Origin of the sequence: Streptomyces sp. NPDC091289 (assembly GCF_044757365.1) — a bacterium.
Taxonomy (GTDB): Bacteria; Actinomycetota; Actinomycetes; order Streptomycetales; family Streptomycetaceae; genus Streptomyces.
Map to the genome: position 1 here is coordinate 23,302 of NZ_JBIVUT010000039.1, position 22,770 is coordinate 46,071.

Annotated in this window: 14 protein-coding genes; 3 read left to right on the plus strand and 11 right to left on the minus strand. The window is 71.3% G+C overall.

Translation table 11 applies throughout. From position 1 onward, the window contains the following. Window positions 1-69: 69 nt before the first annotated feature. Both ACIQPT_RS35935 and nrdR read right to left on the minus strand, forming a co-directional pair. Window positions 70-2,967: a vitamin B12-dependent ribonucleotide reductase gene (locus tag ACIQPT_RS35935; protein ID WP_401162331.1), complete on the minus strand. Its 2,898-nt coding sequence runs from the start codon at window positions 2,965-2,967 to the stop codon at window positions 70-72. Between the two features lie 175 nt (window positions 2,968-3,142). After that, entirely contained in the window at window positions 3,143-3,655 is a 513-nt protein-coding gene (nrdR, locus tag ACIQPT_RS35940) for a transcriptional regulator NrdR (protein ID WP_030577138.1), read from the minus strand. A gap of 534 nt (window positions 3,656-4,189) precedes the next feature. On the opposite strand from nrdR, the gene lexA reads away from it, so the two are divergent. Continuing rightward, window positions 4,190-4,987, plus strand: coding sequence for a transcriptional repressor LexA (lexA, locus tag ACIQPT_RS35945; protein ID WP_274033980.1), 798 nt, complete (start codon window positions 4,190-4,192; stop codon window positions 4,985-4,987). A gap of 112 nt (window positions 4,988-5,099) precedes the next feature. Here lexA and ACIQPT_RS35950 read toward each other — a convergent pair whose 3' ends face one another. From ACIQPT_RS35950 to ACIQPT_RS35970, 5 genes are all read right to left on the minus strand, one after another. After that, window positions 5,100-7,070: an ATP-dependent DNA helicase gene (locus ACIQPT_RS35950; protein ID WP_401162333.1), complete on the minus strand. Its 1,971-nt coding sequence runs from the start codon at window positions 7,068-7,070 to the stop codon at window positions 5,100-5,102. Between the two features lie 38 nt (window positions 7,071-7,108). Beyond that, window positions 7,109-9,076 carry an IucA/IucC family protein gene (locus tag ACIQPT_RS35955; RefSeq protein WP_401162335.1) on the minus strand — a complete coding sequence of 656 codons (1,968 nt, stop codon included), beginning with the start codon at window positions 9,074-9,076 and terminating at the stop codon, window positions 7,109-7,111. Between the two features lie 60 nt (window positions 9,077-9,136). After that, window positions 9,137-9,862: a GNAT family N-acetyltransferase gene (locus ACIQPT_RS35960; RefSeq protein WP_401162336.1), complete on the minus strand. Its 726-nt coding sequence runs from the start codon at window positions 9,860-9,862 to the stop codon at window positions 9,137-9,139. Between the two features lie 83 nt (window positions 9,863-9,945). Then, the gene (locus tag ACIQPT_RS35965; RefSeq protein ID WP_401162338.1) at window positions 9,946-11,868 is read right to left on the minus strand and encodes an IucA/IucC family protein; all 1,923 of its coding nucleotides are present in this window, start codon (window positions 11,866-11,868) and stop codon (window positions 9,946-9,948) included. 28 nt (window positions 11,869-11,896) lie between these two features. After that, window positions 11,897-13,291 (minus strand): diaminobutyrate--2-oxoglutarate transaminase family protein, encoded by a 1,395-nt coding sequence (locus ACIQPT_RS35970; RefSeq protein WP_401162339.1) that lies wholly within the window; start codon window positions 13,289-13,291, stop codon window positions 11,897-11,899. Window positions 13,292-13,646: 355 nt separating this feature from the next. On the opposite strand from ACIQPT_RS35970, the gene ACIQPT_RS35975 reads away from it, so the two are divergent. Next, complete coding sequence (locus tag ACIQPT_RS35975) at window positions 13,647-14,816, plus strand: trypsin-like serine peptidase (protein ID WP_401162341.1); 1,170 nt, start codon at window positions 13,647-13,649, stop codon at window positions 14,814-14,816. 204 nt (window positions 14,817-15,020) lie between these two features. Further along, on the plus strand, window positions 15,021-16,193 hold the full coding sequence (locus ACIQPT_RS35980; RefSeq protein ID WP_401162342.1) for a trypsin-like serine peptidase: 1,173 nt from the start codon (window positions 15,021-15,023) through the stop codon (window positions 16,191-16,193). Between the two features lie 82 nt (window positions 16,194-16,275). On the opposite strand, the gene hflX is transcribed toward ACIQPT_RS35980, so the two are convergent. The 4 genes from hflX to dapF all read right to left on the minus strand — a co-directional run bounded on the left by hflX (window position 16,276) and on the right by dapF (window position 22,716). After that, the gene (gene hflX / locus ACIQPT_RS35985; RefSeq protein WP_401162344.1) at window positions 16,276-17,796 is read right to left on the minus strand and encodes a GTPase HflX; all 1,521 of its coding nucleotides are present in this window, start codon (window positions 17,794-17,796) and stop codon (window positions 16,276-16,278) included. Between the two features lie 131 nt (window positions 17,797-17,927). Beyond that, window positions 17,928-19,373 carry a M1 family metallopeptidase gene (locus ACIQPT_RS35990; RefSeq protein WP_401162346.1) on the minus strand — a complete coding sequence of 482 codons (1,446 nt, stop codon included), beginning with the start codon at window positions 19,371-19,373 and terminating at the stop codon, window positions 17,928-17,930. A 124-nt stretch (window positions 19,374-19,497) separates the two neighbouring features. After that, window positions 19,498-21,678, minus strand: coding sequence for a RelA/SpoT family protein (locus ACIQPT_RS35995; protein WP_401162347.1), 2,181 nt, complete (start codon window positions 21,676-21,678; stop codon window positions 19,498-19,500). A 171-nt stretch (window positions 21,679-21,849) separates the two neighbouring features. Next, window positions 21,850-22,716 carry a diaminopimelate epimerase gene (gene dapF / locus ACIQPT_RS36000; protein WP_401162348.1) on the minus strand — a complete coding sequence of 289 codons (867 nt, stop codon included), beginning with the start codon at window positions 22,714-22,716 and terminating at the stop codon, window positions 21,850-21,852. Window positions 22,717-22,770 lie beyond the last annotated feature (54 nt).

Here is a 22,770-nt window from a genome sequence, read left to right on the forward strand (position 1 = left end):
CGTGAGCCGTACGTCAGCTACGGATGCGGACTACGTCGCACCGTGCGTCCGACGCGGTTCCGCACGTCGTCAGCTGCAGCCGCTCGTCGAGCCGCAGCCCTCGCAGATGTAGCAGGAGCCGGCGCGCTGCATCTTCGTACCGCAGGAGAAGCAGAGCGGGGCGTCGGCGCTGATGCCGAGCTGCATCTCGACCAGTTCGGCCGAGGTGTGCGCCGTCTTCGGCGCGGGCTTCACGGCGGTCTCCTGGGGAGCCGCCACCACCTTCAGGGGCTCGGCGTGGACCGGGGCCGGCTGGGTGAGGCTGCCCGCGTCCAGGCCGTCCGACTCGAACGACGGCTCGTAACTGCCGGTGTCCAGGTGCCGCTGACGCTCCTCGGCGGAGTGGATGCCGAGGGCCGAGCGGGTCTCGAACGGCAGGAAGTCGAGCGCCAGGCGACGGAAGATGTAGTCGACGATCGACTGCGCCATCCGCACGTCCGGGTCGTCCGTCATACCGGCCGGCTCGAAGCGCATGTTGGTGAACTTCGAGACGTACGTCTCCAGCGGGACGCCGTACTGCAGACCGACCGAGACGGCGATGGAGAAGGCGTCCATCATGCCCGCGAGGGTCGAGCCCTGCTTGGACATCTTCAGGAAGACCTCGCCGAGACCGTCGTCCGGGTAGGAGTTGGCGGTCATGTAGCCCTCGGCGCCGCCCACCGTGAAGGAGGTGGTGATGCCGGGACGGCCCTTGGGGAGACGCTTGCGGACCGGGCGGTACTCGACGACCTTCTCGACCGCCGTACGGATGGTCTCCTCGGCCTTCGCGGTGACCGCTTCCTTCTCCTTGTCCTTGGTCTTGGCGGAGAGGGGCTGGCCGACCTTGCAGTTGTCGCGGTAGATCGCGAGCGCCTTGACGCCCATCTTCCACGCCTCGAAGTAGACCTCTTCGACGTCCTCGACGGTGGCCGTCTCGGGGAGGTTCACCGTCTTGGAGAGCGCGCCGGAGATCCACGGCTGGATGGCCGCCATCATCCGGACGTGGCCCATCGCGGAGATGGAGCGCTCGCCCATCGCGCAGTCGAAGACGCTGTAGTGCTCGGTCTTCAGACCCGGGGCGTCGACCACGTTGCCGTTCTCGGCGATGTGGGCGACGATCGCCTCGATCTGCTCCGGCTGGTAGCCGAGGCGGCGCAGCGCCTGCGGCACCGTGCCGTTGACGATCTGCATCGAGCCGCCGCCGACCAGCTTCTTGAACTTGACCAGGGCGAGGTCGGGCTCCAGACCGGTGGTGTCGCAGGACATCGCGAGACCGATGGTGCCGGTGGGCGCGATGACCGAGGCCTGCGCGTTGCGGAAGCCGTTCTTCGCGCCGAGCCGGATCACGTCCTGCCAGGCCTCCGTCGCGGCGGCCCAGACCGGCGAGTCGAGGTCGTCGACGTGGACGGCCTTGGCGTTGGCGTCGGAGTGCTGCTTCATGACGCGCTGGTGCGGCTCGGCGTTGCGGGCGTAGCCGTCGTACGGGCCGACGACCGCGGCCAGTTCGGCGGAGCGCCGGTAGGAGGTACCGGTCATCAGCGAGGTGATGGCGCCGGCCAGGGCGCGGCCGCCGTCGCTGTCGTACGCGTGACCGGTGGCCATCAGCAGGGCGCCGAGGTTGGCGTAGCCGATGCCCAGCTGGCGGTAGGCGCGGGTGTTCTCGCCGATCTTCTGCGTGGGGAAGTCCGCGAAGCAGATCGAGATGTCCATCGCGGTGATGACCAGCTCGACGACCTTGGCGAAGCGCTCGGACTCGAAGGACTGGTGACCCAGACCGTCGTCCTTGAGGAACTTCATCAGGTTCAGCGAGGCGAGGTTGCACGAGGTGTTGTCCAGGTGCATGTACTCGCTGCACGGGTTCGAGCCGTTGATCCGGCCGGACTCCGGGCAGGTGTGCCAGGCGTTGATGGTGTCGTCGTACTGGATGCCCGGGTCGGCGCAGGCCCAGGCGGCCTCGGCCATCTTGCGGAAGAGGGACTTCGCCTCGACCTCTTCGATGATGTCGCCGGTCATCCGGGCGCGCAGGCCGAACTTGCCGCCCGCCTCGACGGCCTTCATGAACTCGTCGTTCACCCGGACCGAGTTGTTGGCGTTCTGGTACTGGACGGACGTGATGTCGTCGCCGCCCAGGTCCATGTCGAAGCCCGCGTCACGGAGGGCGCGGATCTTCTCCTCCTCCTTGACCTTGGTCTCGATGAAGTTCTCGATGTCGGGGTGGTCGACGTCGAGAATGACCATCTTGGCCGCGCGGCGGGTGGCGCCGCCCGACTTGATCGTTCCGGCGGACGCGTCGGCGCCGCGCATGAACGAGACCGGTCCCGAGGCGTTGCCGCCGGAGGAGAGGAGCTCCTTGGAGGAGCGGATACGGGAGAGGTTCAGGCCGGCGCCGGAGCCGCCCTTGAAGATCATGCCCTCTTCCTTGTACCAGTCGAGGATCGACTCCATGGAGTCGTCGACGGCCAGGATGAAGCAGGCGGAGACCTGCTGCGGCTGGGGCGTGCCGACGTTGAACCAGACCGGGGAGTTGAAGCTGAAGACCTGGTGCAGGAGGGCGTACGCCAGCTCGTGCTCGAAGATCTCGGCGTCCGCGGGAGAGGCGAAGTAGCTGTTCTCCTCACCGGCCTTGCGGTACGTCTTCACGATCCGGTCGATCAGCTGCTTGAGACCGGTCTCGCGCTGCGGCGTGCCGACAGCGCCGCGGAAGTACTTGCTGGTGACGATGTTGACCGCGTTCACCGACCAGAAGTCGGGGAACTCGACGCCACGCTGCTCGAAGTTGATCGAGCCGTCGCGCCAATTGGTCATGACGACGTCACGGCGCTCCCACGCCACCTCGTCGTACGGATGCACGCCGGGGTTGGTGTGGATGCGCTCGATACGCAGACCCTTGCTCGCCTTGGCGCCCTTGGTGCGGGAACCTCGTGCCGGGCCGCTCGCCGTCTCTGTCATGCCGCCTCCCATATGTGGGCGAAAACGCCCTGAAGTGCCCAGATCTTCCCAGGCACAATGTGTGTCCGATGCTCCGGAAGCCGCACTCGGCAGCCGGAAGCACATCTCATGTCGCCCTGCCGCCGGTCCGCAGAGATACGTCTGCGGGCACGGGCGTCCCGGGCGGGTACCGCTCTCAGTCGGCGGCAATGGCGGGGGCGGGGACCTCAAGGGTCTCGCCGCTCCCGCAGTCCTCTGCGGAAGGCCGCTGCGCACGCAGTTCCACGATGGCGGCCTCGAAGTCTTCCAGGGAATCGAACGCCCGGTACACGGACGCGAAGCGCAGGTACGCGACGAGGTCGAGTTCCTGCAGGGGGCCGAGGATGGCCAGTCCCACGTCGTGGGTGGTCAGCTCGGCGCTGCCGGTGGCGCGCACCGCCTCCTCGACCCGCTGGCCGAGCTTGGCGAGGGCGTCCTCCGTGACGGGTCGCCCCTGGCATGCCTTGCGGACGCCGGAGATGACCTTGGTGCGACTGAAGGGCTCGGTCACGCCGCTGCGCTTGACCACCATCAGCGAGCAGGTCTCCACCGTGGTGAAACGGCGGGAACAGTCGGGGCACTGCCGGCGGCGACGGATCGACGTCCCGTCGTCGGTGGTGCGACTGTCGACGACCCTGCTGTCGGGGTGCCTGCAGAAGGGGCAGTGCATGGCTCCCAACCCTCCTTCACACGCACGACTGAATAGCCTCTTCAGGGCCTTGTCCGGGCCCCTGGAAGCAGTTCCCAGCATAGGCGATGCCCACGGCGCGTTTGAACCGAGACCACAACTTCTGGGTGACTGGAGCAATCCAACCACTAGATCTAGGGTTGAGTCGCGTTTTCGGCCCTATCGCGTGTCGCGCGCCGGACCTCGGTCGGAGGCCGTTCGGGGGGAGCGTGGGCCAGGGAAGAGGGTACGGGAAACGCGGGGCCGCCGAGCCGCCGGGGCTCCGGCGCACGGGTCCGGATGAAAGACTCGGTCCGGGACCGCGGCAGGTCTTCGCGGGGACCGCGTACGACCCTCCGCACAGACCACCTGCGGCCTCCCCGGAGGCCGCGCGCGAACCCCGACCTGCCGCTCATACACCTGTCGGTAGCACCGCGGCACCCCTTTATTCGTTTTTCACTCGAACGTGTGTTTGGCGCAACCTTTCGAAAGCTACTACCGTTGTCCAGCTAGGGAGAACATTCGAGAGGGGCCGACGTGACCACCACCGCAGACAGTGCCACCATCACCGCCCGGGACCACCGCTCCCAGAGCCGACTTGAGCCGGTGCATGCCATGAATGACTCAGTCACGAACACGGACGGGTCCGAGCCCGCACGCCCGGGACGTTCCATGCCCGGCAGGCCTCCCGGTATCCGGGCGGACAGCTCGGGCCTCACCGACCGGCAACGGCGGGTCATCGAGGTCATCCGCGACTCCGTGCAGCGGCGCGGATACCCGCCCTCCATGCGGGAGATCGGTCAGGCGGTGGGCCTGTCCAGCACCTCGTCCGTCGCCCATCAGCTGATGGCGCTGGAGCGCAAGGGCTTCCTCCGCCGGGACCCGCACCGGCCCCGCGCCTACGAGGTGCGCGGATCGGACCAGCCCAGCACCCAGCCGACCGACACGACGGGCAAGCCCGCCGCGTCCTATGTGCCGCTGGTGGGCCGGATCGCGGCCGGTGGCCCGATCCTCGCGGAGGAGTCCGTCGAGGACGTCTTCCCGCTCCCCCGCCAGCTCGTCGGCGACGGTGAGCTGTTCGTCCTGAAGGTCGTCGGCGACTCGATGATCGAGGCCGCGATCTGTGACGGCGACTGGGTCACCGTCCGCCGCCAGCCCGTCGCGGAGAACGGGGACATCGTCGCCGCCATGCTCGACGGCGAGGCGACGGTCAAGCGCTTCCGCCGGGAGGACGGTCACGTATGGCTGCTCCCGCACAACGCCGCGTACCAGCCGATCCCCGGCGACGAGGCGACCATCCTGGGCAAGGTGGTGGCGGTGCTGCGGCGGGTCTGAGGAGACGGAAGCGTCGGTCACGGCTCGTCCGCCCCGGGATCTCTGCCTAGGACGTCGATCATGACGTCGGTCCCGGGGCTTTGCCTTGCCCCCGGGACCCTTTCCCTTCCGTCTACGCCTCCTCGGCCTTGGCCTTCGCGTCGATGGCGGCCAGGGAGCGGCGCGCCTGGTTCCGGTCCGTCGTGTACCAGAAGTCCGGCAGCGAGGCGCGCAGATAGCTTCCGTACCGCGCGTTGGCGAGCCTCGGGTCCAGCACGGCGACGACGCCCTTGTCGCCCGTGGCGCGGACCAGCCGGCCCGCCCCCTGGGCCATCAGCAGAGCGGCATGCGTCGCCGCCACCGCCATGAAGCCGTTGCCGCCCGCCTCCTCGACCGCCTTCTGCCGGGCGCTCATCAGCGGATCGTCGGGCCGGGGGAACGGAATCCGGTCCATGACCACCAGCTGACAGCTCGCCCCCGGGACATCGACGCCCTGCCAGAGCGACAGGGTGCCGAAGAGGCAGGTCTCCGGGTCGGCCGCGAAGTTCTTGATCAGCTCCCCGAGCGTCTCCTCGCCCTGGAGCAGGATCGGCCGGTCCATCCGGCCGCGCAGCTCCTCGGCCGCCGCCTTGGCCCCCCGCATCGAGGAGAACAGCCCGAGCGTGCGGCCGCCGGCCGCATCCACCAGCTCGGCGAGCTCGTCCAGCATGTCCGTACGCGATCCCTCGCGCCCCGGGGTGTTCAGATGCCGGGCGACATAGAGGATGCCCTGCTTCGGATAGTCGAACGGGGAACCGACGTCCAGCCCCTTCCACTGCGGGACGTCCTCGCCCGCCGTGCCCTCGGGGGCCAGCCCGAGGGACGCGCCCACCCCGTTGAAATCGCCGCCGAGCTTGAGGGTGGCCGAGGTCAGCACCACGGACCGCTCGGCGAAGAGCTTCTCGCGCAGCAGCCCGGAGACGGAGAGCGGGGCGACCCGGACGGAGGCTCCGAACCGGTCGTGCTGCTCGTACCAGACGACGTCGTACTCGGAGCCCTGGGCGATGCGCTCGGCGACGCCGTGGATCGACTCGACCGCGGCCAGGGCCTGCTTGCGTACGGCGTTCTCGTCCTCGACCGACTTGTCCCGGGTGGCGCCGATCGCGGAGATCACCGTGCGCGCCGCGTCGCGCAGCGCCATCAGTGCGTACCCGAGGTCCTCGGGCACCTCCTCGAGACGGCCCGGGAGCGCCAGCTCCATGACCCGCTCGAAGCCCTCGGCCGCGGTCTGGAGGGCGTCGGCGGCCTTCTCGTTGACCAGCTTCGCCGCACGGCGGACCGCGCGGTTGACCTGGGCGGGGGTGAGCTCGCCGGTGGCGACGCCGGTGACCCGGGAGACCAGCTCATGGGCCTCGTCGACGATCAGCACCTCGTGCGAGGGCAGCACCGGCGCGCCCTCGATGGCGTCGATCGCGAGCAGGGCGTGGTTGGTGACGACCACGTCCGCGAGCTTGGCGCGCTCGCGGGCCGCCTCGGCGAAGCACTCCGCGCCGTACGCGCACTTCGTCGCGCCCAGGCACTCGCGCGAGGAGACCGAGATCTGCGCCCAGGCCCGGTCCGAGACGCCGGGGGTCAGATCGTCCCGGTCGCCGGTCTCCGTCTCGTCCGACCAGTCCCGCAGCCGCAGCAGGTCCTGCCCCAGCTTGCTGGACGGGGCCGCCGCCTCGAACTGGTCGAACAGCCCCTCCTCCTCGTCCTGCGGAACCCCTTCGTGGAGCCGGTGCAGACAGAGGTAGTTCGACCGGCCCTTGAGCATGGCGAACTGTGGGCGGCGGCGCAGCAGCGGATGCAGGGAGTCGACCGTACGCGGCAGGTCCCGCTCCACCAGCTGGCGCTGGAGGGCGAGGGTGGCCGTGGCCACGACGACCCGCTCCCCGTGCGCCAGGGCCGGCACCAGATAGCCGAGCGACTTGCCCGTACCGGTGCCGGCCTGGACGAGCAGGTGGGATTGGTCGTCGACAGCCTCGGCGACGGCTTCGGCCATGGTGACCTGGCCGGGCCTTTCCGTACCGCCGACGGCGGTGACGGCGGCGTGCAGGAGCTCGGGGAGGGATGGCTTCGTCATAGCCCGACCACCCTACGGCGCACCACTGACAACGGCGGTCACTCCCGGACGCGGGCGGAGGGGTGCAACGGGTTGGGAACCGTGCCGTGGATCGCCGCGTGCGGGCGGCTGGCCCGGTCCCGGTAGCCGTCGACATGCAGGCGGTTGCGGTTCAGACAGAGGCGTTCGATCTCGGGGGTGAGCATGTCGAACAGCTCGAACCGCTCCTTCAGCTCCGGGAAGCGGGCGTGGTGGCGCACGATCTCCGCCCGGACGAGTGACCAGAACGTGTCCTCGGAGACGCCGAGCTGCTCCTCGCACAGGGGGGAGAGGTAGCGGAAGACGCCGACGAAGAGTCCGGAGTGGATGAACTGGGTGAGGAAGGACGGCTCCTCGGTGAGGAGGACGGCGCGTACCTCGTCGGGCATGGTGTCGTGCTCCGGCAGCGGACGGGCGCTGACGTTGACGTCGTCGACGAAGTCCTTGATCGCGAGCCGTACGGGCACGTCGTTCTCGTCGAACACGACGATGGCGTTCTCGCCGTGCGGGGAGAAGACGGTGCCGTAGCGGTAGAGGAAGTGCAGCAGGGGCGGCAGCAGGGCGGCGAAGAGCCGCTTGAGCCAGACGTCCGGGGACAGTCCGGAGCGCTCGACCAGCTCGGCGGTGAACGCGCGGCCCGCCGGATCCGTATGGAGGAGCGAGGCGAGCGTACGGGCGCGTTCGCCCGGGGCGAGGCGGGGCGGCAGGGGCTCCCGCCAGATCGCGCCGAGGATTTCCTTGTACTGGTAGGGCGCTTCCGGGAGGTGGTCGTACAGCGGATGCTCGACGGCGACGGAGGCGACCTCGCCGAGGAGGACCACCCGGCAGGTGTCGCGCAGGAACGGGTCGCTCTCGCACAGCCCCTGGACCCAGGCGGTGACCGCGGGGGCCGCGAGGGTCCGCTCGGTCGGCAGGCCGCGCCAGACCAGGGTGTTGAGGATGGAGAGCGGGAGCTTCACGGTGTGCCGCTCGGGCCGTTCCACGTTGGCGAACGTGCGGATGGACTGCTGCGGGAGGCGGGCGTCCCCGTCGGTGTGCAGGGCCACGATGTCGCCGTCGGCGATGGCCGGGGCGAAGAGCGGCACGATCCACTCGTCCCACTGCCAGGGGTGGACGGGGAGGTAGAGGTAGTCCCGCGGGTCGTGTCCCCGGGCCCGCAGCTCCTCGGCGAAGGCGTCCCGGACGTCCTGGTCGAGCTCACCGGCGTACAGCTGGTCGGGGGTGGTGAGGCGGCCCACGCCCCGGTACTGCGCGATGCGGGTGCTGACCGCGATCCACGGCAGCCGGAGCGGGCTGCGGGTCTCGGGGGTGAAGCGGGCGGCGTCGGCGGCGGAGAAGCCGAGCCGTCCCTTGCTCGCCACCAGCCAGGGGTGGCCGGTCTGATGGCCTTCCAGCTCCGCGTAGTCCAGGGCGGCGAGGCGGTCCGCGGTGAGCGCGGTGTGGTCGAGCCGGGCGTCGGCGGACAGGGTCAGGGTCAGTTCGCGGATGAGATGGCCGAGGGTGGTGCCGTCGAGTCCGAGGAGTCCCCGGGCCCGGGTGAGGAAGGTCAGCGGGTCGCGGAACGGCCGGGGTCCGGTGGCGGTGGCGGAGCCGTTGGACTGCGCGTCGCCGGATCCTGCGGTCGGTGAGCCGCTGGACTGTATGCCGGCGGGCGCGGGGGCCGGTGAGCCGTTGTGCGGTGCGCCGGTGTGCGCGGCGGCCGGGGGCTGCGCGGTGATCTCGATCGAGTCGGGGTCGACGCGCCAGCTGCCGTAGACGCCGCGCCGGGCGGTGAAGGCGAGCACTCCCCCGTCGTCGAGGGTCAGCCGGTGGAGTCCGCCGGTCCCGGGCCCCGGGACCGGCTCGATGATCTTCTCGTAGGCGAACTCGCCGAGCATCTTGGCGAGGAGCCGTGCTGCGGCCCGGTCCCAGATCTGCCGGTTCAGCTCCGGAGGGCTGAACAGCTGCGGGGACTCGGCTGAATCACGGCTCGCGGGATATGTCGGCACGGGGACTCCTCCGGAGGGAACCTATGAGGTTCGAGCGGTGTGGAAAGAGCGGCGAGTAAGTCACAGCTGGGCTCGGTACGTTCGGTCGCGGATCATCAGCGCGGCGCGTTTGTCGGGGAGATCCACTTCGGCGGAGAAGCGGAAGCCGGCGCTGAGGAACGCGGATACGGATGGGGTGTTGCGCAGGTCCGGCTCGGCGACGACCCGGCCGCAGCGCGGAAGGTTGTCCAGGACGAGGTCGGCGACGGCGCGGAGCAGGGTGGTTCCCACGCCCCGGCCCCGGTTCTTCACGCCCCCGATGAGGAGGTGGACACCGGTGTCGTGGGGGCGGGCCGGGTAGTGGCGGGCCAGCGGGTCGAGGTCGGCGCGGTAGATCTCCCAGTAGCTCATGGGCGTGCCGTCGAGCACGCCGAGGCAGGGGATGCTGCGTCCGTCCCCTTCGAGCTGGGGCCTGAGGTGGTCGGCGGTGACGGACTCCGGTCCGGCGAGCTCCCAGAAGGCCGCCACGGCGGGGTCGTTCATCCAGCGGCTGAGGACGGCGAGATCGCGCTCCGGCCGGACGGGCAGCAGCCGGAACTCCCCCGCCTCCGTGGCCGCCGGCGGCCAGGCGCCCGGATCCCCCAGCAGCTCACCGGGGGCGGACGCGGGGGGCGCACCGGCGTTCCGCTCCTCGGCGATCAGGGCGAGGAGCTCCTCGGTGAGCTTCAGGTCGAGGGTGTCCTCGACGCCGGTGCTCCCGCCGTCGGGCGCGGCGCCGGGTTCCGCTGAGGCGTCGGCGGGAGGCACGGTGGCGCTCTCCTCTCTGGACCGGGTGCGGTCGGTGGGCTGCTCCGGGACGGGTGCGCTCGGAGTCTGCCTGGTGCGGGTGCTCAGTTGTGCAGGGGGTTGGCGATGGTGACGTACACGGACTGGGTGTCGACCGGTCCGACCAGCTCGTCGAGTCCGTGCAGCCGGGTCAGCAGGTTGGCCTTGCAGCGCAGTTGACGGTTCTGAAGGAGATACGCGGGCAGGGGCGAGCCCAGTTCCGCGGTCTCGGTGAGGAATTGGCGCAGGACGGTGAGGAGTTCCTGTTCGTCGGCCAGGCGCTGGGCCCCGAACGCCCCGATCAGGCCGAGGACGTTGTTGATGCCGAGGTAGTAGGCGAACCGCTCGTCGGTGACCGCGTCCGAGACGAAGGTGTCGCTGACGGCGCCGATGCCGGGGAGCCGCTGGTCCAGCTCGGCGCGGCGGGATTCGCGGAAGTAGTAGCCCTGGTTGTCGCGGTAGCGGCCGCCGACGGGCCAGCCGTCCGGGTCGAGGAGGACGAGGGTGTTCTGCTGGTGGGCTTCGAGCGCGACTCCGCCGTGGGCGTCGAGCCAGAGCACGGGGCGCACGACGTGGTGCAGATAGCGGCGGAACCATTCGGCGGAGACGGCGGTGGTGGAGCGGCCGGTGCGGGCGGCGAGAGAGGAGACGGCCTCGGCGAGCCGGGAGCGCATGCCGGGCCGGCCGGGCCGGGGGCGCTCGGCGGTGAGCCCCGCGATGCAGGCGGCGTCGTCGCCCGGGCCGAAGGGGTTGTGGCGGAGCATCACGTCGAGCCCGGTGACGGGTGCGCCCTCCGGGTCGTCGACGGCGAGCCAGGCGGGGTCCCGGACGATGTCGAAGCCGGGGTGCTCGCGCTGCCAGTGCTCGGCGAGCCCGGTCGACAGGAGGCGGTGGACCTCGACGCCCCGGTGCAGCTCCTTGCGGAGGTTCTCCCGGCGGGAGTTGGTGATGCGTACGCCGAGGGAGAGCTTGAGCATCACCCGCGCGCCGGGCCGGTGCACGGTGCGGATGGAGGAGGTGGGGTGCCAGTGCTCGCCGTGCGGGCCGAGGTCGTGGAGCAGGCCGGTCTCCGCGAGGGCCCGGACCTGGGGGCGGTGGACGAGGTCGGCGGCCTGCCAGGGGTGTACGGGGACGGCGACGGTGCCGGGGGGCGTCTTCAGCCCTTCGGCGTGCGGGGCGAGCAGCTCCTCGGCGGTGGCCGGACCGCCGTCGGTCCAGGCGGAGTCGGTGGCGATCAGCGACCGGTCGACGGCGAACCAGTGGAGCGGGAAGGAGCCGTGGAGCTCCGGCGAATAGCGCCGGGACTCCGATTCGGAGAGGCCTTCGCGGCTCTTGGGCGTGGGGTGCAGGGGGTGCCCGAGCAGCAGGGACTGTTCGGCGGTGAGGAAGAGGTCGGCCTCGGCGGGGTCCGCCGGGCTGCGCCGCCGCTGCTCGATGAAGCCGGCGGTGTGGCGTACGGAGTCGGCGACCCGGCCGACCAGATCGCCCGCGCCGCTCTCGCCGCCCTCGCGGCCGATGAGGACGGCGACGGTGGCGGCGTCGGCGGGCGGTGCGCCGGCGGGGGCGTTCTCCAGGGCGGGCGCGCCGAAGCGGTGGGCCCCGGTGGCGGACCAGTAGTGCACGGGGACGAGGAGGGCGGTGCCGCTGGCGGGGAAGGCGATGCGCAGGGTGTCGCCTTCGGGGCGGGGCAGGTCGCACTCCCGGGTCCAGCAGCGCAGGAGGCTCTCCGTGCCCGCGGCGTCGGCGGCCCGCAGCGGGTCCGGATCGTCGAGCGGGTCGGGCCGCCGCTCCTGGTCCCGGTCCTGGTCCGCCGGCGCCTCGGGGACCGAACCCGGCCCGTACGCGAAGGGGTTCGGGTCGCCGGCGTGCGCGGATTTCTGACGGGGCACGGTCGTCGCCTCGACCGTGCCGGGGGCGGCCGGTCCGTCCTGCCCTCGGTGCTGGGGGGTACCGGGGCCGTCGGCCTCGGACGCGGGGGTGGGGTTCACGGCGTTCTTCCTTGTGGGGATTCCGGGATCAGGTGGTCGGCCCGGCGGTGGTCCGACGGTGCGGGGAGCGTGTCGCGGCTGCCAGCGCGTCGGCGAGACGGTCGACGACGGCACTCGCCTGCTCGTCGGTGAGGGTGAGGGGCGGCAGGAGGCGGACCACGGCGTCGTGCCGGCCGCCCAGTTCGACGATGAGGCCGCGGCGCAGGCATTCCTGCTGGACGGCGAGGGCGAGGGCCGGGTCGGGCGGCGGGGCCGGGGCGGGGTCGCCGGCTTCGGCGGGCAGGGGCGCGCTCTCGGGATCCACCAGCTCCAGGCCGATCATCAGTCCCCGCCCCCGTACGTCACCGATGCCCGGGTGATGCGCCCTCAGTTCCCTGAGACGGGCGAGCATCCGGGCCCCCAGGACCGCCGCGCGGTCCGCCAGTTGATTCTCCCTGACGTACGCGAGCGTGGCCGCGCCCGCCGCCATGGCGAGCTGGTTGCCACGAAACGTACCCGCGTGTGCGCCCGGCTGCCAAAGATCCAGCTCAGCGCGGTAGACGATCACCGCGAGGGGCAGGGAACCGCCGATCGCCTTGGAGAGGACCATGACGTCGGGCACGACGCCGCTGTGCTCGACGGCCCAGAAGGCGCCGGTCCTGCCGACCCCGGTCTGCACCTCGTCGGCGATGAGCGGAATGGAGCGGTCCGCGGTGATCGTGCGCATGCGGCGCAGCCAGGCGTCCGGGGCGGGGTTGACGCCGCCCTCGCCCTGGACCGGCTCCACGATCATCCCGGCCGGGGCGGGCACTCCGCCCTTGCGGTCGTCCAGGAGGTGTTCGGTCCAGCGGGCGGCGAGAGCGGCGCCGCGCTCGCCGCCGGTCCCGAACGGGCAGCGGTAGTCCTGCGGGAAGGGCAGCCGGGTGACCCGTACGTCGGTGGCGCCGCCGGAGGCCTCCAGGGCGCCGGCGGTCATGCCGTGGTAGGCGCCGGTGAAGGTCAGTAGTCCGGTGCGGCCGGTCGCGGCGCGGACCAGTTTGAACGCGGCCTCCACGGCGTCCGTGCCGGCGGGGCCGCAGAACTGGATGCGGGCGTTGTCGGCGAGCTCCCGGGGCAGCGTGGCGAACAGCTCGGTGGTGAAGGCGTCCTTGACCGGGGTGGCGAGGTCCAGCACGTGCAGGGGCGCGCCGGAGTCGATGACCTTGCGGATGGCTTCGAGCACGACGGGGTGGTTGTGCCCGAGCGCCAGGGTGCCCGCTCCCGACAGGCAGTCCAGATAGCGCCGTCCGTCCGCGCCCTCGATGGTGAGCCCGCGGGCGCGCACCGGGACGATCGGCAGGGACCGCGCGTAGGTGCGGGCCGCCGATTCGCGCAGGGTCTGCCGGCGGAGGATGCCTTCGTGCGCGGAGGGCGGCGCCACCGGTGCGGGTTCGGTCACGGACACGGCTCTTGATCCTCCTGCGGTAACAGTTGCGTTGCACGTCGGTACGATTTCGCGCGGACGCACCGAGGGAGTGAACGCTGTCCTGGTGTCCCCCGTACGTACCAACGACGCCGTCCGCCATGGATCACGGGTAAATCGGAACATCCTCGCGGCGACGGAACCGCGGACCTGCCGCGCGCCGTCACCATCGGCACCGGCATAGTGGGGGCCGCACAGCGGCGCGGAAGCACCTGCTCCGGCGCCCGAAGTGTCCGCAATGCAGTACGAGTACCGAGTGACGAAGTCCCAGGGGGATCACGAGATGCGACCCATTCGCCCGACCGATACCGCACGGCGCGGGAGGCGCGCTCGGCGCATGCCCTCCTCGGCGCTCGCCGCGACCGCCGTCGCCGCCGTGCTGGCTCTCACCGCCACCGCGTGCGGCCCGGAGGAGGACAACGCGGGCTCCACGCCCAGCGCCTCCGCCGAACAGCCGTCCGACGGCAAGGTCACCATTCCGGACGACCTCAAGAACCGTCTCAAGGAACACGGGATCGACCCCGACAAGTGGCGGGACGGTGAGTGGAAGAACTGGGACAAGGACAAGTGGCTGCGTGAGGCCAAGGACTTCGTCAACCCGATCATCGACGGTCTGTGGGACCCGGACCGGATGCGGGAGGCCGACAAGCCCCCGGAGAACCCGGTCGACAACGACATCTCGGGCGACGACGGCGTGACGGACCCGACGCCGGCCCCGGTCAAGGCCGCCGGTGTCGCGACGCCGTACCACGACAACGCCCCGGAGTCCGGGAAGCTGCTCTTCGACGGCCCGCAGGGCTCGATGGTCTGTTCCGCGACCGTGGTGAAGGACCCGGCGAACCCCGGCAAGTCCAACATGGTGTGGACCGCCGGGCACTGTGTGCACGCGGGCAAGAAGGGCGGCTGGTACCGCAACATCGCCTTCGTCCCGGCATACAACAACGACGGCCTGTCGCTGGACCAGCTGGAGTCCGCGCCCAAGGAGAAGATCGCTCCGTACGGCGTGTGGTGGGGCCAGTGGGCCCAGACCTCCGAGCAGTGGATCGCCCAGGGCGCCGCGGTCGGCGGCCAGGGGGCCCCGTACGACTTCGCGGTGCTGCATGTGACGCCGGAGAAGGGCGCGGGCGGCAAGTCGCTGGAGGAGACGGTCGGTTCGGCGCTGCCGGTGGAGTTCAACGCTCCCGCCGTGCCGGAGATCGCCGGCATGACGGCCACGGGCTACCCGGCCGCGCCGCCGTTCGACGGTCAGAAGCTGCTCCAGTGCCAGGACAAGCCGGGCCGGCTCTCCGTCTTCCAGGACCAGCCCACGATGTACCGCATCGGCTGCACGATGACCGGCGGTTCCTCCGGCGGCGGCTGGGTCGCGGCGGGCAAGGACGGCAAGCCCGCCCTGGTCTCGAACACCTCGATCGGCCCGGTCACGGCGGGCTGGCTGGCCGGTCCGCGGCTCGGCAAGGAGGCCGAGGGCATCTACCGCGCGGTCAGCGAGAAGTACGCGGGTCAGTAGGCCCCGGCAGCGGGATTCTCCGCACGGAATCTCTCTTCCGCGGCCCCCGGCACGGCAGTCGCCGTCCGGGGGCCGCGGATGACCGGCGGTGAACCCCGGATCCACACATGACAAGCACATGACAGAATGCACGACCGCATATCCGTGCACCCATCCATGCACACGTACCAACGCACGACTCAGGTTCTCAGGGGGATCTCTTCCATGCGATCGATACGTCCGCTGCTGGCCGCCACCGGCCTCGTCGCGGCGCTCACACTGACGGCCACGGCCTGCGGCCCGGAGGAGGACGCCGCCGCCGCGAAGCCGTCGGCCACCGACGGGGCTCCCGACAAGGACCCCGCCGCCGGTCTTCCCGGTGATCTGGGCGACGCCCTGGAGAAGCACGGGGTGGACCCGGAGAAGTGGAAGGACGGGGGGTGGAAGAACTGGGACAAGGACGGCTGGCTCCGCAAGGCCGAGGACTTCGTCAACCCGGTCATCGACGGCCTGTGGAAGCCGGACCGGATGGCCACGGCCGACGAGCCCGCCAAGACGATGTCGGCCGGTGACCTCTCCGCCGGGCAGGGCGTCAGCGACCCGGAGCCCGCGCCGGTGCGGGCGAAGCCGGAGAAGCTGCCGTACCACCGGCACGCCGCCCCGGTCGGCAAGGTCTTCTTCGACTCGCCCAAGGGCTCCATGGTCTGCTCGGGCACGGTCGTGAAGGACCCGAAGAACCCGGGCCGGTCGAACCTCGTGTGGACCGCCGGGCACTGTGTGCACGCGGGCGCGGGCGGCGGCTGGTACCGCAACATCGTCTTCGTGCCCTCGTACAACGACCAGGGCAAGAACGCGGCGCAGCTGCGGACCGCGCAGCCGCAGGAGATCGCCCCCTACGGCACCTACTGGGCGGACTGGGCCGCGTCCTCCGGTGAGTGGATCTCCGGCGGCGGCCCGACGGGCGGCGCGGGAGCACCGTACGACTACGCGATCCTGCACGTGAAGCCCGAGAAGGGCACGAAGTCGCTGGAGGAGACGGTGGGCAACGCGCTGCCGGTCTCCTTCGACGCTCCGGAGGTCCAGCAGATCAGCGGCATGGGCGCCTGGGGCTACCCGGCCGGTCCGCCGTACGACGGTCTGCTGATGCACCAGTGCGTCGACCGTCCCGGCCGGCTCTCGATCGCCCCGGGCACCCCGACCATGTACCGGATCGGCTGCACGATGACCGGCGGCTCCTCCGGTGGCGGCTGGTTCGTCGCCGGTCCTGACGGGAAGTCGATGCTGGTGTCCAACACCTCGATCGGCCCGGTCACCTCGGGCTGGCTGGCCGGTCCTCAGCTCGGTGAGGACGCCCGGCGCACCTTCTCGATGATCAGCGACAAGTTCGAGGGCCGGTAGTCCCGGACGCCGACCGTACGCCGAAGGCCCGGCCCAAACTCTCTGGAGAGTTTGGGCCGGGCCTTCGGCTGTCGGGCCGCCGTCAGTGCGCGGCGGGGACGAACGTCCCGAGCTCGGCTGCCAGCTCCTCGTGGACCTGGGCCTTGAGCAGGGTGCCCTCGGCGGTGTGCTCCTCGGAGAGCACCTCGCCCTCGGCGTGCACCCGGGAGACCAGCGCCCCCTGGATGTACGGCACGAGCACCTCGATCTCGACGGAAGGACGGGGCAGCTCGGCGTCGATGAGCGCGAGCAGCTCGTCGATGCCGGCACCGGTCCTGGCCGAGACCGCGATGGCGTACTTCTCGTTGCGCAGCAGCCGCTGGAGGACCAGGGGGTCCGCCGCGTCCGCCTTGTTGATCACGACGATCTCGCGCACATTCACCGCGCCGACATCCCGGATCACCTCGCGCACCGCGGCGAGCTGCTCCTCCGGCACCGGGTGGGAGCCGTCCACCACGTGGAGGATGAGATCGGACTCGCCGACCTCCTCCATGGTGGAGCGGAACGCCTCGACGAGGTGGTGCGGCAGATGCCGGACGAACCCGACGGTGTCGGCCAGGGTGTAGATGCGGCCGCTCGGCGTCTCGGCCCGGCGGACGGTCGGGTCCAGGGTGGCGAACAGCGAGTTCTCCACCAGGACACCGGCCCCGGTCAGGCGGTTGAGCAGCGAGGACTTGCCCGCGTTGGTGTATCCGGCGATGGCGACGGAGGGCACCTTGTTGCGCTTGCGCTCCTGGCGCTTGATCTCGCGGCCGGTCTTCATCTCCGCGATCTCCCGGCGCATCTTCGCCATCTTCTCGCGGATCCGTCGCCGGTCCGTCTCGATCTTGGTCTCACCGGGTCCACGGGTGGCCATGCCGCCACCGCCGCTGGAACCGCCGCCGCCCATCTGACGGGAGAGCGACTGACCCCAGCCGCGCAGCCGCGGCAGCATGTACTGCATCTGGGCCAGCGAGACCTGCGCCTTGCCCTCTCGGGACTTGGCGTGCTGGGCGAAGATGTCGAGGATCAGCGCGGTCCGGTCGACCACCTTCACCTTGACGACGTCTTCCAGGTGGATCAGCTGGCCGGGGCTCAGCTCACCGTCGCAGACGACGGTGTCGGCACCGGATTCGAGCACCATGTCGCGGAGCTCCAGCGCCTTGCCCGAGCCGATGTAGGTGGCCGGGTCGGGCTTGTCGCGCCGCTGGTACACCGCGTCGAGCACCTGTGCGCCCGCCGTCTCGGCGAGTGCGGCGAGCTCCGCGAGGGAGATCTCCGCGTCGTGCACCGTCCCCGAGGTCCAGACGCCCACCAGCACCACGCGCTCCAGGCGCAGCTGGCGGTACTCGACCTCGGTGACATCCTCGAGCTCCGTGGAGAGACCGGCCACGCGTCGCAGCGCGGCACGCTCGGAGCGGTCCAGCTGGTCGCCGTCGCGTGCTCCGTCGATCTCCTGGCTCCAGGCGACGTCCTCTTCCATCAGGGCGTCGGCCCGAAGGCTCTCGGTGAGGCTCTCGGGGGTGTTCTCCGTGGCGCTCTGCGCGTCCTGCGCGTCCTGGGGAAGGGAAGAAGAGGAGGTCATTGGATCCTTACGTCGATAGAAGTCTTTACGTCAGTCACAACGTGTGATCTTCCCGGATGATTCCCTTCCGGGACCTCCGGTGCGGTCCGCCGCGCCGACGCGTCGATAGTGGCACGGCCCCACCGGGCCCGTCACGCGGGTTTCGCGCTGCTCCAGTCGGGGTGTCCGGGCATCGGCGGGGTCTTCTCGCCGTACAGCCAGCCGTCGAAGAAGGCGGTCAGGTCGCGTCCCGCGACGCCGGACGCCAGCCGGGTGAAGTCCGCGGTGGTCGCCGTGGAGTCCCGGTGCACCCGGACCCAGGTGCGCTCCAGCCGGTCGAAGGCGGCCTCGCCGATCTCCTGGCGCAGCGCGTAGAGCACCAGTGCGCTGCCGTCGTACATGACCGGGCGGAACAGGCTGAGCTTCTGCCCCGGGGCCGGTCCGTCCGGGTGCGCCGGAGGGCCGCCGTCCGCGCGCCAGCCGTCGGAGAGCTCGTACGCCTGCCGCATCCGCCGCTCCAGGGTCCCGCCGCCGTTCTCCTCGGCGTACCGGGCCTCGTACCAGCTGGCGTGTCCTTCGTTGAGCCACAGGTCGGACCAGCTCGCGGGCGAGACGCTGTCGCCGAACCACTGGTGGGCCAGCTCGTGGATCATCACCGAGTCGACGTACCACTCCGGGTAGCCGGGCTCGGTGAAGAACGACTTCCCGAACAGCGAGAGCGTCTGGGTCTCCAGGGCGAAGCCGATGGGGCTGTCGGCGACGAGCACCCCGTACGTCTCGAAGGGGTAGCGGCCGACCTGCTTCTCCATCCACTCCAGCTGGGCCGGGGTCTTCTTCAGCCAGGGCTCCAGCGTCTTCCGGTCGGCGGCCGGGACGACGTCGCGCACCGGCAGTCCGTGCGGTCCGGTGCGGTGCAGGACGGCGGAGCTGCCGATGGAGACCTGGGCCAGTTCGGTGGCCATGGGGTGCTCGGTGCGGTAGGTCCAGGTGGTGGTGGCCCCGCTCCGGGTCTTCCCCGCGGGCAGACCGCCCGCGACCGCCGTCAGCTTCTCGGGGGCGGTGATCCGGAAGGTGAAGTACGCCTTGTCCGAGGGGTGGTCGTTGCTCGGGAAGACGCGGTGGGCGGCGTCGGCCTGGTTGGCCATGGCGAGCCCGTCGGCGGTACGCACCCAGCCGCCGTCGTCCCCGGATCCGCTCGGGTCGCTGGTGTGCCGGACGGTGATGTTCAGCGGTACGCCCGCGGGGAGGCGGCGGGGGGCCTGGACGATGAGGTCCTCGCTCTTGCTGCCGAAGTCGGCGGCGAGACCGTTGACCTCGACCCCGTGGACGGTGCCCCGGGCGAAGTCGAGGTTGATCCGGTCCAGTGGGGCGGTGGTGCGGGCCCTGATCTTCGTGACGGCGTCCAGGGGCTCGGTGTTGCTGCCGTGGTACGTGAGGGCGATGTCGTACGCGAGTACGTCGTATCCGGGGTTGCCCAGCTCAGGGAAGAGCCGGTCGCCGATGCCCAGGGGCTCGGGGGCGGGCAGGGTGGCAGCGACGAGAGTGGCCGAGGCGGTCGCCAGCAGGGCGGCGCGCAGGCGGCGGGTCAGGAGCGGCATGGACTACCGCTATCAGCGCTCGGCGGTCCCGGCGGGGAGCCGCGCGCCGCACCACCCGAACGAGAACGCGCCGCCCGTGGGGGGAGCGCCCCGGCCGGGGCCGAGGCGCTCGACACGTGGTTGCTCAGCCGGCCGGGGCCGGGGCCGGATGCTGGGCGCGGCTGACGTCGTAGACCCCGGCGACCTCACGCATGGCGCGCATCAGGGCGGGAAGACCCGCCGCGTGGGGGAGCTGGAGGGTGTAGGTGTGGCGGACCCGCTGTTCGCTGGGGGGCTCCACGGTGGCGGAGACGATCGCCGCCTCGGCGGTGGCGATGGCCTCGGTGAGGTCGGCGAGGAGCCGGGGGCGGCCGAAGGACTCGGCGACGAGGGTGACCCGGCAGCCCGCGTCGGACTCCCGGCCCTCGGCGTCCGCCCAGCGGGCCCCGACCGGGGCGCGGCCGATCTCCTGCATGGCGGCCACGGCGGGGCACTCGCGGCGGTGCACGGTGACCGCGCCGCCGCGGACGACGAAGCCGGTCAGCTCGTCGGGGGGCACCGGCGTACAGCAGCCGGCCAGGCGCACAGGACCGCCCGCCCCGTCGACGAGGACACCGGTGGCACGGGGGCCGGACCGGGTGCGCGGCGGTGCCGTGGCCTGGGGCTCGCGTTCCGGGGCGCCGGCGGCGGGCTCGGCCCGGCCGGGTCCGTCCGCGTCCACGGGCGTCGTGGTCGAGGGGGTGGGCTTGGCCTCGTCGGGGTGGTCGGTGAGCCAGCCGGTGATCGCGATCCGGGCGGCGGGGGTGCGCACATGGTCGAGCCAGTCGGGCGAGGGGCCGGATCCGGTGTCCTGGGCGAGCAGCAGCTGCACGGTGTCGCCGTCGCTGAGGACGGTGCTCAGGGTGGCGAGGCGGCCGTTGACCCGGGCTCCGATGGAGGTGTGGGCCCGGTCGCCGTACTGCGCGTAGGCGGCGTCGACGCAGCTGGCCCCGGCGGGCAGCCCGAGGGTGCCGCCGTCGGTGCGGAAGACGGTGATCTCGCGGTCCTGGGCGAGGTCGTCGCGCAGGGTGGTCCAGAAGGTGTCGGGGTCGGTGGCGGACTCCTGCCAGTCCAGCAGCCGGGAGAGCCAGCCGGGCCGGGTCGGGTCGGCGCGCTCGTCGGACGGCTCGGCCTGCGGGGCGGCGGTGTGGTCCTGGGCGTACGGGTTGCCCAGCGCGACGACGCCCGCCTCGGCGACCTTGTGCATCCGGTGGGTACGGATGAGGACTTCGGCGACGGCGCCCTCGGGGCCGACGACCGCGGTGTGCAGCGACTGGTACAGGTTGAACTTGGGGGCGGCGATGAAGTCCTTGAACTCGGAGATCACCGGGGTGAAGCAGGTGTGCAGTTCACCGAGGACGGCGTAGCAGTCGGCGTCCTCGCCGACCAGGACGAGCAGTCGGCCGAAGTCGGTGCCGCGCAGTTCGCCGCGTTTCCTGCGGACCCGGTGCACGGAGACGAAGTGGCGGGGCCTGATGAGGACTTCGGCGCTGATGCCGGCGTCCCGCAGGGTGTGCCGTACGTTGCCGGCGATGGTGTCGAGGGGGGCGTCCGGGCCTGCCGCGGCGGCGATCAGGGCGCGGGTGTGCTCGTACTCCTCGGGGTGCAGGATCGCGAAGACCAGGTCCTCCAGCTCGGTCTTGAGCGCCTGCACGCCGAGCCGTTCGGCGAGCGGGATGAGGACGTCCCGGGTGACCTTGGCGATCCTGGCCTGCTTCTCGGGGCGCATCACGCCGAGGGTGCGCATGTTGTGCAGCCGGTCCGCGAGCTTGATCGACATGACCCGGACGTCGTTGCCGGTGGCGACGAGCATCTTGCGGAAGGTCTCCGGTTCGGCGGCGGCGCCGTAGTCGACCTTCTCCAGTTTGGTGACGCCGTCGACGAGATAGCAGACCTCGTCGCCGAACTGCTCGCGTACCTGATCGAGAGTCACTTCCGTGTCCTCGACGGTGTCGTGGAGCAGGGAGGCGGTGAGGGTGGTGGTCTCGGCGCCGAGCTCGGCGAGGATCAGGGTGACGGCCAGCGGGTGCGTGATGTACGGCTCGCCGCTCTTGCGCATCTGGCCGCGGTGCGAGGACTCCGCGAGGACGTAGGCCCGGCGCAGGATGGTGAGGTCGGCGTCGGGGTGGTGGGCGCGGTGCGCCTCGGCGACATGGCCGATGGCGTCGGGCAGCCGGTCGCGGGAGACCGGGCCGCGCAGTGCCACCCGGCCCAGTCTGCGCAGATCGATCCGGGGGCGGCTCCGCCTGCGAAGGGGAGCGCCCGGATCGGCGGCCTCTGCACTCATGGGCACCTCCGGCGACGTCGACCGGCGCTGGGGAGGGGCGGATGCCCCTCGGGGCCGGTGCTTGATGCTATCGACCCCACCACGTGGCGCAGTCCAGCTCTCGCCCAGCGTGAAACGGATCACCCATTCGAGCGAAGCCCGGACCGATCACCGTTTCGAGCGGGCGGTTCCTCAGAGGGTTTCGAGCCAGGACGGGGCGATGACGCCCTCGGCGACGATCACGGCGGGGCCGGTCATGTCGATCGTGCCGTCGGGGTGCTCGGTGATGACGAGGGTGCCGCCGGGGAGATCCACCCGGTACGTGACGGGGAGACCGGTCACGGCGGGGTCGGCGCCGTCGCGGCGGGCGGTGGCGACGACGACCGCGCAGGCGCCGGTGCCGCAGGAGCGGGTCTCGCCGGAGCCCCGCTCGTGGACGCGCATGGAGACGTGGCGCGGGCCCCGGTCGACGACGAACTCGACGTTGACGCCTTCGGGGTAGACGGCCCCGGGGCTGATGGGCGGGGCGGTGAACAGGTCACCGGCGTGGTCCAGGTCGTCGACGAAGGCGACCGCGTGCGGGTTGCCCATGTTGACGTTGCGGGTGGGCCAGCTGCGGTCGCCGACGCTGACGGTGACGCTGTCCTCGGGCAGCAGGGCGCGTCCCATGGAGACCGTGATGTCGCCGTTCTTGGCGAGGTGCACGCGCTTGGGTCCGCCCCGGGTGGCGACGGTGAGGTCGCCCTCCTCGACGAGGCCGGCGCGCTGGAGGTGGTGGGCGAAGACGCGGACGCCGTTGCCGCACATCTCGGCGATCGAGCCGTCCGCGTTGCGGTAGTCCATGAACCACTCGGCCGTCTCCGCCATGTCCCGGGCCTCGGGGTGCGCGGCGGACCGCACGACGTGCAGCAGGCCGTCCCCGCCGATGCCGGCCCGGCGGTCGCAGAGCCGGGCGACGACGGCTGCGGGCAGCGTGAGGGCGTTGTCCGGGTCCGGGACGATCACGAAGTCGTTCTCGGTGCCGTGACCCTTGAGGAAGGCGATCTGCGAGGTGCTCACACGCCAACTGTACGAGGCGGCGCCGACCACCCGCACGAGCGGCCCGGTCGTACG

Coding starts and splice junctions, on each gene's coding strand:
- ACIQPT_RS35935 (WP_401162331.1), bottom strand. CDS start 2,967: ATGACAGAGACGGCGAGCGGCCCGGCACGAGGTTCCCGCACCAAGGGC.
- nrdR (WP_030577138.1), bottom strand. CDS start 3,655: ATGCACTGCCCCTTCTGCAGGCACCCCGACAGCAGGGTCGTCGACAGT.
- ACIQPT_RS35950 (WP_401162333.1), bottom strand. CDS start 7,070: ATGACGAAGCCATCCCTCCCCGAGCTCCTGCACGCCGCCGTCACCGCC.
- ACIQPT_RS35975 (WP_401162341.1), top strand. CDS start 13,647: ATGCCCTCCTCGGCGCTCGCCGCGACCGCCGTCGCCGCCGTGCTGGCT.
- ACIQPT_RS35980 (WP_401162342.1), top strand. CDS start 15,021: ATGCGATCGATACGTCCGCTGCTGGCCGCCACCGGCCTCGTCGCGGCG.
- hflX (WP_401162344.1), bottom strand. CDS start 17,796: ATGACCTCCTCTTCTTCCCTTCCCCAGGACGCGCAGGACGCGCAGAGC.
- ACIQPT_RS35990 (WP_401162346.1), bottom strand. CDS start 19,373: ATGCCGCTCCTGACCCGCCGCCTGCGCGCCGCCCTGCTGGCGACCGCC.
- ACIQPT_RS35995 (WP_401162347.1), bottom strand. CDS start 21,678: ATGAGTGCAGAGGCCGCCGATCCGGGCGCTCCCCTTCGCAGGCGGAGC.